9 protein-coding genes are annotated in these 11,862 nt (G+C 70.5%); 3 read left to right on the forward strand and 6 right to left on the reverse strand.

The features are described 5' to 3' along the window. On the forward strand, positions 1–652 hold a 652-nt coding region (locus tag Ga0609869_RS09080), incomplete at its 5' end, for an energy transducer TonB (protein WP_369022847.1). A 72-nt stretch (positions 653–724) separates the two neighbouring features. Here the strand turns inward: Ga0609869_RS09080 and Ga0609869_RS09085 are convergent. From Ga0609869_RS09085 to Ga0609869_RS09110, 6 genes are all read right to left on the reverse strand, one after another. Next, positions 725–946, reverse strand: coding sequence for a formate dehydrogenase subunit delta (locus Ga0609869_RS09085; protein ID WP_125402926.1), 222 nt, complete (start codon positions 944–946; stop codon positions 725–727). Next, positions 936–1,757, reverse strand: coding sequence for a formate dehydrogenase accessory sulfurtransferase FdhD (gene fdhD, locus Ga0609869_RS09090; RefSeq protein ID WP_125402927.1), 822 nt, complete (start codon positions 1,755–1,757; stop codon positions 936–938). Before fdhD ends, Ga0609869_RS09085 begins: the two co-directional genes overlap by 11 nt. Then, positions 1,754–4,627 carry a formate dehydrogenase subunit alpha gene (gene fdhF, locus Ga0609869_RS09095; protein ID WP_125402928.1) on the reverse strand — a complete coding sequence of 958 codons (2,874 nt, stop codon included), beginning with the start codon at positions 4,625–4,627 and terminating at the stop codon, positions 1,754–1,756. Before fdhF ends, fdhD begins: the two co-directional genes overlap by 4 nt. Positions 4,628–4,783: 156 nt before the next feature. Next, a complete protein-coding gene (locus tag Ga0609869_RS09100) occupies positions 4,784–6,313 on the reverse strand; it encodes a formate dehydrogenase beta subunit (protein WP_125402931.1) in 1,530 nt (509 codons plus the stop codon). Then, on the reverse strand, positions 6,310–6,786 hold the full coding sequence (locus tag Ga0609869_RS09105; protein WP_125402929.1) for a formate dehydrogenase subunit gamma: 477 nt from the start codon (positions 6,784–6,786) through the stop codon (positions 6,310–6,312). The genes Ga0609869_RS09100 and Ga0609869_RS09105 overlap by 4 nt, the downstream gene beginning before the upstream one ends. A 113-nt stretch (positions 6,787–6,899) precedes the next feature. Continuing rightward, positions 6,900–7,787 (reverse strand): LysR family transcriptional regulator, encoded by an 888-nt coding sequence (locus Ga0609869_RS09110; protein ID WP_125402930.1) that lies wholly within the window; start codon positions 7,785–7,787, stop codon positions 6,900–6,902. A gap of 218 nt (positions 7,788–8,005) precedes the next feature. Here Ga0609869_RS09110 and Ga0609869_RS09115 point away from each other — a divergent pair, with 218 nt between their 5' ends. Further along, positions 8,006–9,214, forward strand: coding sequence for a calcium-binding protein (locus Ga0609869_RS09115; protein WP_369022848.1), 1,209 nt, complete (start codon positions 8,006–8,008; stop codon positions 9,212–9,214). A gap of 216 nt (positions 9,215–9,430) precedes the next feature. After that, positions 9,431–11,752, forward strand: a complete 2,322-nt coding sequence (locus Ga0609869_RS09120) for a nidogen-like domain-containing protein (protein ID WP_369022849.1) — start codon at positions 9,431–9,433, stop codon at positions 11,750–11,752. Positions 11,753–11,862 lie beyond the last annotated feature (110 nt).

An 11,862-nucleotide genomic window follows, 5' to 3' on the forward strand; every position in this document is an offset into this window, starting at 1 on the left:
CCCGCGCCCGGCCGCGCCCGCGCAGACCGCCCCGGGCCAGGCGCCGCACATCGCCGCCGCGCCGCCGGCCCCCCGCGCCGCGCTGCCGCTGCCAAACCCGGCGCCGCCTGCCCGCACCGCGGCCCCGGCGCTTGCCGTGCCCACCGCGCCGCCCACGCCCCCGGCGCCGCAGGCCGCGCCCGTATTCGAGACCGCGCCGCCAGCCGCCGCCGTCGCGGCCCCCCACGCCACGCCGCGCCCCGCGCCGCGCCCCGACCGGTCCCAGGCGCCCGCCCACCTGGCCCGCGGTGCCGGCGGCGGCACCCTGGGCGGACAGGGCGGCGGCGCCCAAAGCGGTGTGTCGGGGGCCGAGGCGCGGTCGCTGCGCGCAGCATGGGGCGGCGCGATCCTTGCGCGCGTCACCCGCGCCCACCGCTACCCGCGCGCCGCGCTCGGCCAGGGGCTGACGGGCCGCGCCCTGGTGGCGCTGGAGGTGCGCCGCGACGGGCGCCTCGCCTCGGCCCGGCTGGCCGAAAGCTCGGGCTCGGCGCTTCTCGACCGCGCCGCGCTGGCCTCCGTGCGCCGCGCCGGACCGTTCCCGCCCGCGCCCGTGGGGCTTACGCGGGCCAGCTACGGCTTCACCCTGCCGCTGCGCTTCGAGCTCGGCAACTGAGCCCCTGCCGCTTCTTCTTGGCGAAAATACCCAAATCCCAACCGTCCCGCCGGGTGCGCCCGGCCGGGCCGGTCAGTCCGCGGCCGCCGGGCGGATCGCGGCCGCCGCGTCCCGCACCGCCGGGTGCAGCCCCGATGCCCCGCCTGCGATCAGCTCCAGCAGTTCGGCGCGCATGCGCGGGTCCCAGAAATCGTTGACATGGGCCGCGACCGCCGCGGCGGCCTCGTCGTCGGGGCGGTGGCCGAAGGCCGCGGCGATCTGGTTGGCCATGCGGGCGAGTTTCTCAGGCGACATTCTCGGTCTCCGTCAGGTCGATCCGTTCCGGATGGGTGTAGATCTCGAACGCATCGCCGCGGGCCCGGGCGATCAGGGTCAGCCCGCTGTCGGCGGCCAGTTCCACTGCCGCCGCCGTGGGCGCCGACACCGCGGCCAGCACCGGCGCACCGGCCAGCACCGCCTTTTGCACGATGTCGACCGACACCCGGCTGGTGATCGTCAGCACGCCCCCTCGGGCCGTGCGTCCCGCCCGGGCCAGCGCGCCGACGAGCTTGTCCAGCGCATTGTGCCGCCCGATATCCTCGCGCAGCGCCACCAGCCCCTCGGCGGCGGTGAAAAACCCCGCAGCGTGGGCGGCCCGTGTTTCGGCGTGCAACCTCTGGCCGGCGGCCAGCGCCGCCATCGCCCGCGCGATCGCCGCGGCGGGCAGGCGGGGGCCGCCTGTGGGCAGGCTCGGCAGCGGCCGCAGCGCGGCCTCCAGGCTGTCGACGCCGCACAGACCGCAGCCCACCGGCCCGGCCATCGCGCGCCGCCGGGCCGCCAGCCGGGCGCCGGCCCCCGCGGCCAGCCACATCCGGAGCTCGATCCCGCCGTCGTGGTCCACCCGTTCCAGCCGTTCGATCTCATCCGGCCGCGCCACGATCCCTTCGCTCAGCGAAAAGCCCAGCGCGAACTCCTCCAGATCGGCGGGGCTGGCCATCATCACCGCCTGGGTGGTGCCGTCATAGCTCAGCGCCACGGCGGCCTCCTCGGCCAGATCGCGCGCCACCTTTTCGCGCCCGCCGGGCGCGACGGCCAGCGCCGGTATCGCCCGCGCCGCGCCGGTCATTCCGCCGCCGGCAGCACGCGCCGTCCCGCGCGGGCCCGGGCCTGGGCCTCGTCCTGCCAGTCCGAGGGGCCGTTGGCGCGGCTCACCTGCACCGCGGTCACCTTGTATTCGGGGCAGTTGGTGGCCCAGTCCGACAGGTCGGTGGTCACGACATTGGCCTGGGTGCCGGGGTGGTGAAAGGTGGTGTAGACCACGCCCTGCGCGACCCGCTCGCTCAGCGTCGCCCGGAGGGTCGTCTCGCCGCTGCGCGAGGCCAGCCGCACCAGGTCGTATTCGGCGATGCCGCGTTGCTCTGCGTCGTGGGGATGGATCTCCAGCAGGTCCTCGTCATGCCAGGCCACGTTGGCGGTGCGCCGTGTCTGGGCGCCCACGTTGTACTGGCTGAGAATGCGACCCGTGGTCAGCAGCATCGGAAAGCGCGGGCCCGTGCGCTCTTCGGTCGGGATGTAATCGGTGATCACGAAGCGCCCCTTGCCGCGCACGAATTCCCCGGCATGCATCACCGGCGTGCCACCGGGCGCGCTGTCGGTGCAGGGCCACTGCACCGAGCCCTCGCGCTCCAGCAGATCGTAGGTGACGCCTGCGAAGGCCGGCGTCGTCGCGGCGATCTCTTCCATGATCTGCGCGGGGTGCTCATAGGCCCAGTCCGCCCCCATCGCATTGGCCAGCCGCTGCGTCACCTGCCAGTCGGCCAGCCCCGCCCTTGGCGCCATGACCCGGCGCACGCGGTTGATCCGACGCTCGGCATTGGTGAAGGTTCCGTCCTTTTCCAGGAAGGTGGCCCCGGGCAGGAAAACGTGGGCATAGCTCGCGGTTTCGTTCAGGAACAGATCCTGCACCACGACGCAGTCCATCGCGGCCAGCGCCGCGGCCACGTGGCGGGTGTCGGGGTCCGATTGCAGCAGGTCCTGACCTTGCAGGTAAAGCCCGCGAAAGCTGCCGTCGAGCGCGGCGTCCAGCATGTTGGGCAGCCTCAGCCCCGGCTCGGCATCGAGCGGCACGCCCCAGGCGGTTTCGAACGCCGCCCGCGCGGCCGCGTCGCCGACATGCCGGTAACCCGGCAACTCGTGCGGGAAACTGCCCATGTCGCACGAGCCCTGCACGTTGTTCTGGCCCCTCAGCGGGTTCACGCCCACGCCGGGCCGGCCGATATTGCCGGTGGCCATGGCGAGGTTGGCAATCGCCATCACCGCGGTCGAGCCCTGGCTGTGTTCGGTCACCCCCAGCCCGTAATAGATCGCCCCGTTGACCCCGGTGGCGTAGGCCCGCGCGGCGGCGCGCAGCTCGGCCGCCGGCACGCCGGTCAGCCGCTCCACCGCCTCGGGTGCGTGACGCGGCTCGGCCACGAAATCGGCCCAGTCGGCATAGGCATCGGCCTCGCAGCGCTCGGCGACGAAGCCCGCGTCGACCAGCCCCTCGGTGACGATCACATGGGCCATGGCGGTCAGCACCGCCACGTTGGTGCCGGGCCTCAGCGCCAGGTGATGGGCCGCCCGGATATGCGGGCTCTTGACCATATCGGTCCGACGCGGGTCGATGACGATCAGGGTCGCGCCCGCCCGCAGCCGCTTCTTCAGGCGGCTCGCGAAAACCGGGTGACCGTCGGTGGGGCTGGCGCCGATGACCACCACGACATCCGCCGCCGCGACGCTGTCGAAATCCTGCGTCCCCGCCGAGGTGCCGAAGGTCGTCTTCAGCCCATAGCCGGTGGGCGCGTGGCAGACCCGCGCGCAGGTGTCCACGTTGTTGGTGCCGAACACCGCGCGGATCAGCTTTTGCACGAGGAAAGTCTCCTCGTTGGTGCAGCGCGACGAGGTGATGCCGCCGATGGCGCCCTTGCCGTGGGCGGCCTGGATCGCGCGAAAGCGGCTGGCGGTAAAGGCCAGGGCCTCCTCCCAGCTCACCTCGCACCAGGGGTCGTCGATACGCGCGCGGACCATCGGGGTGAGGATGCGGTCGGGGTGGCTGGCATAGCCCCAGGCAAACCGCCCCTTCACGCAGCTATGCCCCCGGTTCGCCTTGCCGCCCTTCCAGGGCACCATGCGCACCAGCGTCTCGCCCTGCATCTCGGCGCGGAACGAACAGCCCACCCCGCAATAGGCGCAGGTGGTCACGACCGCCCGGTCGGGCAGCCCCTGTTCGATCACCGTTTTCTCCTGCAGCGTCGCGGTCGGGCAGGCCTGCACGCAGGCGCCGCAACTGACGCAGTCGGAGGTCATGAAATCGGGCGCGGCGGCCGAGATCCGCCCTTCGAACCCGCGCCCCGCGACGGTCAGCGCAAAGGTTCCCTGCACCTCCTCGCAGGCCCGCACGCAGCGCGAACAAAGGATGCATTTCGACGGGTCGTAGCTGAAATAGGGGTTCGATGCGTCGACCGGCACATGCAGCGGGTTCGCGGCGCCCTGCGTTTCTGCGTCGACATGGTTGGCCCCGGGGGCGTAGCGCACCTTGCGCAGCCCCACCCGGCCCGCCATGTCCTGCAACTCGCAATCGCCGTTGGCGGCGCAGGTCAGGCAATCGAGCGGGTGATCCGAGATGTAGAGCTCCATCACCCCGCGCCGCAGCTTGGCCAGCCTGTCCGTTTCGGTCCGCACCACCATGCCGTCGGCCACCGGCGTGGTACAAGAGGCCGGCGTGCCCCGCCGGCCCTCGATCTCCACCAGGCACAACCGGCACGAGCCGAACGCCTCGAGGCTGTCGGTCGCACACAGCTTCGGCACCGAAATCCCCGCCTCTGCCGCCGCCCGCATGACGCTCGTCCCCTCGGGCACGCGCACCACCTGCCCGTCGATGCTCAGCGTCACGGTGGCCGCCGCCGCAGCGCGCGCGGGGGTGCCGAAATCCGCCTCCGGCAAAACGAAATCCTTCATCTCAACCCTCCCATCGGCCAGGTCCGGCGCGCAGACCTGCGCAATCTTCTGGCCGCAAATATCCCCGCCGGAGGCGCGCGCCCGCCAGGGCGCGCCACGCCCAAGGCCGGCCAAGCGGGCGATAGCCCGCGCCGGCCGGGGGCGGGAGCGCCCGGGTCATTCCGCCGCCGCCCGGCCGAGGCCGAACTCCTCGGGGAAATGCCGCAGCGCGCTTTCCACCGGGTAAGGGGTGAAGCCCCCCAGCGCGCAGAGCGAGGCGGCGCGCATGGTCTCGCAGAGATCGCCCAGCAGCGGCAGCGCGCCCGTGTCGCCGGCGCACAGCCGGTCCACCGCCTCGGCCCCGCGTACCGCGCCGATCCGGCAGGGCGTGCATTTCCCGCAGCTTTCCTCGGCGCAGAATTCGAAGGCGAAGCGCGCCAGCGCGCCCATGTCCGCGGTGTCGTCGAAGACCGTGATCCCGGCATGGCCGATAAGGCCACCGGCGCCGTCGAACTCCTCGTAGCCGAAGGGCGTGTCGAACAGAGCGGGCGGGAAATAGGCGCCCAGCGGGCCGCCCACCTGCACCGCCTTGACCGGGCGCCCCGAGGCGGTGCCGCCGGCGATCTCCTCGACGATCTCGCCCAGGCTCAGGCCAAATCCGGTCTCGAACAGCCCCGCGCGGCGCGCGTTGCCGGCGATCTGGATCGGGATCGTGCCGCGCGACCGTCCCAGACCGAACCGCGCATAGGCGGCGGCCCCCTGGGCCAGGATCGCCGGCACCGCGGCCAGCGTCAGCACGTTGTTGACCGCTGTCGGCCGTCCGAAAAGCCCCTTGTGGGCGGGCAATGGCGGCTTTGCGCGCACCTCTCCGCGCCGGCCCTCGATCGAGTTCAGAAGCGAGGTCTCCTCGCCGCAGACATAGGCGCCCGCGCCGACGCGGATCTCGATGTCGAAAGCCGCGCCGCTGCCGCGCGCCGCGGCACCCAACAGCCCCGCCGCGCGGGCGATGCCGGCGGCGCGCTCCATGGCCGCGATCGCATGGGGGTATTCCGACCGGATATAGACATAGCCCCGGTCCGCGCCCACCGCGCGGGCGGCGATGGCCATGCCCTCGATCAGCGCGAAGGGGTCGCCCTCCATCAGCATCCGGTCGGCAAAGCTGCCGCTGTCGCCCTCGTCGGCATTGCAGACGATGTACTTCCGCGGGCCCCGGGCCTCCAGCACGGTGCGCCACTTGACCCCGGTGGGAAAGCCCGCGCCGCCGCGCCCGCGCAACCCGCTGTCGGTGACCTCCTGCACGATTTCCGCCGGTGTCATGGCGCGCGCGCGGTCCAGCCCCGCCAGCCCGCCATGGGCGCGGTAGGCGTCCAGGTCGAACGGGTCGGTCACGCCGCAGCGGGCAAAGGTCAGCCGCGTCTGCCGGGCGAGGAAGGGGATATCCTCGACCGGGCCGAGGGCGCTTGGGTGGTCGTCAAACCCCGCCTCGAAAAGCGCGGGAATATCGGCCGGCGTCACCGGGCCAAAGCCCTGTCGGATGCCGTCGCGCTCGACCTCCAGCAGCGGCTCCAGCCAGATCATGCCGCGGCTGCCGGTGCGCACCAGCGTTACCTCGACCCCGCGCCGCGCGGCCTCGGCGGTGATGGCGCGGGCCACGTCCTCGGCGCCGAGCGCCAGCGCGGCGGCATCGCGGGGCAGGAAAAGCCTCAGCATGGCGCGGCGCCGGCCAGCGCGGCGGACAGGCGGTCGGCGGTGACCCGCCCCAGCGGCTCGCCGTCCAGCATCGCCGCGGGGGCGCAGGCGCACAGCCCAAGGCAATAGACCGGCTCCACCGTCAGCCGCCCGTCGGGGGTGGTGCCGAATTCGTCAAGGCCGAGACCGGCCAGCACCTCGCGCCAGAGCGCCGCGCCGCCCATCGCCTGGCAAGCCTCGGCCCGGCACAGCCGCAGGCTGCGCCGCCCCGCCGGTGCGGTGCGGAAATCGGTGTAAAAGCTGATAACCCCGTGCAATTCGGCGGCCGAGATGTTCACCGCATCGGCGATCTCGGGGCGCGCGGCCTCGGGGATATGGCCGAACTCGGCCTGCAGATCGTGCAGGATCGGCAAAAGCGCGCCGTCGCGGCCGGCATGGGCCCCGGCGATTTCGCGCGCACGCCGCGCGGTCGCGTCGTCAGGCAGGTCCATCCGGTTTCCTCCCTCGGCCGATGTCCTGGGATCAGCCTGCGGGCAGGGCGGGGCGGAATCAATCCGGGCGTTTCGTCGGGCGATAGGCGTTTTCTATCGCGTTCTTGGTTTTGCTATCGCTCCTCCAGCCGCCGCGCCGCCTCGATCAGCGCGGCCAGAACCGGCGTATGGGGCTCGCGGAAGGGGGCGATCAGGCCGACCGGATGCTCGGCCGCCGGTTCGGTGATCGGGATCGCCGCCAGGTGGTCCGGCGCGAGAAACAGAGCGGCCGTCTTCATCGGCAGGATCGTGGCCCAGTCGCCGCCCAGCACATGGCCCACCAGCGTCAGCACCGAGTTCGATTCCAGCCGCGGCGCGGGGGCGGCGTTGGCCTCGGCCATGTGGCTGTCGACGATGCGCCGGTTCTGCATGTCGGGGCTGAGCAGGCAAAGCGGCAGCTCGGCGGCCTCGGCCCAGGTGATCTGGGCCCTTGCCGCGGCCGGGTGGTCGGCGCGGATCACCAGGTTGTAATGCTCGGCATAAAGCGGGATCGCCGTCATCCGGCCCGCGGCCGCGCCGCCCTCCAGGTAGGTGATGCCGGCGTCGATCTGCAGATCGTCGATCATCTGCAATATCTCGGTCGCGTTGCGCGACAGCACGCTGAAGCGCAGGTTGGGATGGCGCGCGGCAAGCGGCCGGGTCAGCGCGCCGACCATGGCCAGCGCGGTGGGAATGACCGCCAGCCGCAGGTTGCCGGACAGGCCCCGCTTGGCCGCGCGCATCTCGTCGCGCATCGCGCGGGTGTCGCCGACGATGCGCCGCGCCCAGTCGAGCACGCGCGCGCCCTCGGGCGTCAGCCCGCCGTAGCGCGAGCCGCGCCAGACCAGCATCACGCCCAACTGGTCCTCCAGTTGCTTGATCGCCGCCGACAGGGTGGGCTGGGTCACGCCGCAGGCCTCGGCGGCGCGGCCGAAATGCTGCTCGCGCGCCAGGGCGATGAACATCTCCAGCTTGTCGATCATGCGCGCTGCCGGATCGCGGGGGACTTTTGGGACGCCCTGGGCAAATTCGGCCCTCTCGTTTTGCCGGCGCTTCGTGGCGGCGGTGGCCATGATAGGGCGCGCGGGGACCGATGGAAACCTCGGGCGCGACTCGACTTCGCAGCCAGGAATCCGGATAGTGACCTCTAGGTAGACGGGCAATTCCGTGCGGGATCGTCCGGCCAAGGAGGGAGGATCAGATGACCGACTACGCGCTTTCAGGGCTCCTTGTGGGCTACGAGGACGATCGGGCCGTTTCCGTCGGGACGGCCAATCTGGACGCCAGCTTTCCGGACAGTGTTTCTTCGATCAGCTATTCGGTCGGCGGCTTTGCCTATCCGGACGATCCGCTGCCGATTGCCAACATCACGCCGTTGCCCGACAGCCTGACGATCAACGGCATCGACGTTCTTGCCGATCCGCAGGCCTATCCCATGATCGGCCGGGTCGATTGGGACGGCAACACCACGTATATCCTCGACTACTACTTCGAGACGGCGACGCGCGACTACGATGCGATCTTCGTTCTGGGGGGCACGCCCCTGCCGCCCATTTCCAGCCCCGGCGAGTTCGAGAGCCTGGCCTCGTCGGTGTCGATCTCGGTGCCGGGCGGCGCTTTCGGGCCGGGCCGGGCGATCACGCTGGCCGATATCCCCGATATAGAGATCACCGAGACGCCGCCGACCTGCGTCGACCTCGAACTGATCGGCACCGACGGCCCCGATACGCTGGAGGGCGGGGATTGCAACGATACGATCCAGGGCGAGGGCGGCAACGACACGCTGCGCGGCGGTGACGGCACCGATTTCATCAATGGCGGCGACGGCGACGACACGATCGAGGGCGGCGCAACCTCTGCCGACCGGCGCGACGAGATCTACGGCGGCGCGGGCGACGACAGCATCGACGCGGGCTATGGCAACGACCTTGTCTTCGGCATGGGCGGCAACGACACCATCGCCGGCGGCTTCGGCGCCGACGACCTGCGCGGGCAGGCCGGCAACGACGTGATCACCGGCTCGGCGCTGTCCGACCTCGTCTTCGGCGGGGATGGCGACGATTTCGTCAACGGGGGCTTCGGCTTTGACCGGATCAACGGGGGCGCGGGGGCGGACAGCTTTTATCACCTCGGCATCGCCAACCACGGCTCGGACTGGGTGCAGGATTACACCGCCGCCGATGGCGACGTGCTGCTCTTCGGCGATGCCACGGCCTCGGCCGACGACTTCAACGTCCAGTTCACCCATACCTCGTCGCCCGAAACCGGGCGGTCGGGCGATGACGACGTGCAGGAAGCGTTCGTCGTCTACCGGCCCGCGGGCCTGATCGTCTGGGCGCTGGTCGATGGCGGCGGGCAGGACAGCCTGAACATCGAGATCGGCGGCGAGGTCTTCGACCTGCTGGCCTGACAGCCGGCGCCGGCTGTTTATGGGGGGCTGTCAAATTTCTACCAAAAAGTGGTGGTCTAAGCCCGATTGGAGCGCGAGTCTGGTAACGTCCGAATCTCGGTTCGGGAGGTGCCCGCCGGCCAATATGCCGCACCGGGCGGAAGATTGAAAACGGGTATCCAAAACCGTCCTTTGGACGCACTTTTTGGATGCATTCTGTAGATGGGAGAAGAACACATGGCAGATGGCGATACAGGTGTCGCGCTGATTTCCGGCCTCGGCGGCGACGCCGGGTTCGGCGAACAGTTTCTGGCCCGCAACGACGACGGCTCGACCATGGAGGTCGATATCACGTCGATCTTCGAGAGCGGGGTCAACTTTTTCGGGCGCGAGTTCACGACGCTCTGGGTGAACAACAACGGCAGCGTGACCTTCAACGGCGCACGCAGCACCTTCACCCCCACCGCGATCACCGAGGATAGCGGCAACCCCGAGATCTCTCCCTTCTTCGCCGATGTCGACACGCGCGGCGGTGCGGTCGAGGCGACGCCGGGCGGCAACTCGATGGGCACGAACCTGGTCTATTACGACTTCGACATGGTCAATGACCGCTTCATCGTGACTTGGGACGATGTCGGCTATTACAGCAGCGCCACCAACAAGCTGAACGCCTTCCAGCTGATCCTGAGCGACCGCGGCGACGGCGATTTCGACATCGAGTTCCGCTACGAAGAGATCGACTGGACCACCGGCAATGCCAGCGGCGGCACCGACGGGCTGGGCGGCACCGTGGCGCGGGCGGGTTATACCGCCGGCACCGGCAGCCCGGACGCCTATTTCGAACTGCCCGCCTCGGGCGACCAGGCGGCGATCCTGGCGCTGGACGAGACCGAGGGCAATACCGGCGACGTGGGCCGGTGGCTGTTCAACGTGCGCTCGGGCGACATCGTCAGCGCCGACATCCCGCCCTTGCCCGACCGCGGCGCCACCGGCTGGACCTCGGGCGACCCGCACCTGTCGACGCTGGACGGGTTCGACTACGACTTCCACGCCGCGGGCGAGTTCGTGCTGTCGCGCGGCATCGGCGATGCCGGCTTCGAGATCCAGGGCCGCTTCACCCCGGTGAGTGACGACCTGACGGTGATCGAGGCGGTGGCGATGCGCGTGGGCGACGCGGTCGTGATGATCGACGGGGCCGATGCCCAGCCGGTGCTGATCGACGGCGTTGCGACGGAGATCGAGAATTTCGGCTCGGTCGCCGTGGGCGCGGGGCGGATCTACCGCGAAGACGACAGCTACACGGTGGTCTATTCGGGCCGCGACGGCATCGTGAACGCGGGCGACAGCCGGATGATGGTCGATGTGCGCGACGGCCGGGTGGATGTCGCCGTGCGGGCCAACGCCGAGCTTGTGGGCGATGTCGAGGGGCTGCTGGGCAATGCCGACGCCGACCCCGACAACGACGTGGCGCTGGCCGACGGCACCGTGCTGGCCCGGCCGCTGGCCTATGACGACCTCTACGGCGCCTACCGCGACGACTGGCGGGTGACGAGCGAGGCGCAGAGCCTGTTCACCTACGACACGGGCGAAAGCGTCGAGAGCTTTTACCAGGCCGAAATTCCCGGTGCGACCCTGACCATCGCCGATTTCGACGCGGCCGAGGTAGACGCCGCGGAACAGGCGGCGCGCGATGCCGGGCTGATCGAGGGCACGACGCGGTTCGACAACGCCGTGCTGGACCTGCTTGTCACCAGCGATGACAGCTACATCGACTCGGCCGCCGAGGCGCCGACCTCGGGCACCGTCAACTTCGAGGGTGTCGTGCTCAGCGGCACCGATGGCGACGATGTGCTCGAGGGCACCGAGTTCGACGACATCATGCGCGGCCGCGACGGCGCCGACGTTCTGCGGGGCGAAGCGGATGACGACTTCCTCTACGGCGGCGACGGCACCGATACCATCAACGGCGGAGACGGCAACGACACGATCCTCGGCGGCGACACCGAGGCGGACCGCCGCGACCAGATCTTCGGCGGCGCGGGCGACGACCGGATAAATGCCGGCTACGGCAACGACGCGGTTTTCGGCCAAGGTGGCAACGATATCATCGCCGGCGGTTTCGGCGCCGACGAGTTGCAGGGCCAGGACGGCAACGACACGATCACCGGCTCGGCGCTGTCCGACCTTGTCTTCGGCGGCGAGGGCGATGATTTCGTCAACGGCGGCTTCGGCTTCGACCGGGTGAACGGCGGGGCTGGGGCGGACAGCTTCTACCATCTGGGCATCGCCGATCATGGCTCGGACTGGATCCAGGACTACTCTGCCGCCGAAGGCGACGTGCTGCTCTTCGGCGATGCGACGGCCTCGGCCGACGACTTCAACGTCCAGTTCACCCATACCTCGTCGCCCGAAACCGGGCGGTCGGGCGATGACGACGTGCAGGAAGCGTTCGTCGTCTACCGGCCCGCGGGCCTGATCGTCTGGGCGCTGGTCGACGGCGGCGGCGAGGCCAGCCTGAATGTCGAGATCGGCGGCGAGGTGTTCGACCTGCTGGCCTGATCTGGCAACCGGAATCTGGTGCAGCCGCCGGTGCGCGGCTGCACCACCTTGATGACATTAGATTTTGACAAAATCGAATTTGGTGTGGCACCTTGACGCAGGGTGGCCAC

It is taken from the genome of Rhodovulum iodosum (assembly GCF_041020385.1).
GTDB classification, from domain to species: domain Bacteria; phylum Pseudomonadota; class Alphaproteobacteria; order Rhodobacterales; family Rhodobacteraceae; genus Rhodovulum; species Rhodovulum iodosum.

What these genes read in the sequence shown, in the direction of transcription:
- Ga0609869_RS09085 (WP_125402926.1), bottom strand. Translation starts at nt 946, where the DNA reads ATGTCGCCTGAGAAACTCGCCCGCATGGCCAACCAGATCGCCGCGGCC.
- fdhD (WP_125402927.1), bottom strand. Translation starts at nt 1,757, where the DNA reads ATGACCGGCGCGGCGCGGGCGATACCGGCGCTGGCCGTCGCGCCCGGC.
- fdhF (WP_125402928.1), bottom strand. Translation starts at nt 4,627, where the DNA reads ATGAAGGATTTCGTTTTGCCGGAGGCGGATTTCGGCACCCCCGCGCGC.
- Ga0609869_RS09105 (WP_125402929.1), bottom strand. Translation starts at nt 6,786, where the DNA reads ATGGACCTGCCTGACGACGCGACCGCGCGGCGTGCGCGCGAAATCGCC.
- Ga0609869_RS09110 (WP_125402930.1), bottom strand. Translation starts at nt 7,787, where the DNA reads ATGATCGACAAGCTGGAGATGTTCATCGCCCTGGCGCGCGAGCAGCAT.
- Ga0609869_RS09115 (WP_369022848.1), top strand. Translation starts at nt 8,006, where the DNA reads ATGACCGACTACGCGCTTTCAGGGCTCCTTGTGGGCTACGAGGACGAT.
- Ga0609869_RS09120 (WP_369022849.1), top strand. Translation starts at nt 9,431, where the DNA reads ATGGCAGATGGCGATACAGGTGTCGCGCTGATTTCCGGCCTCGGCGGC.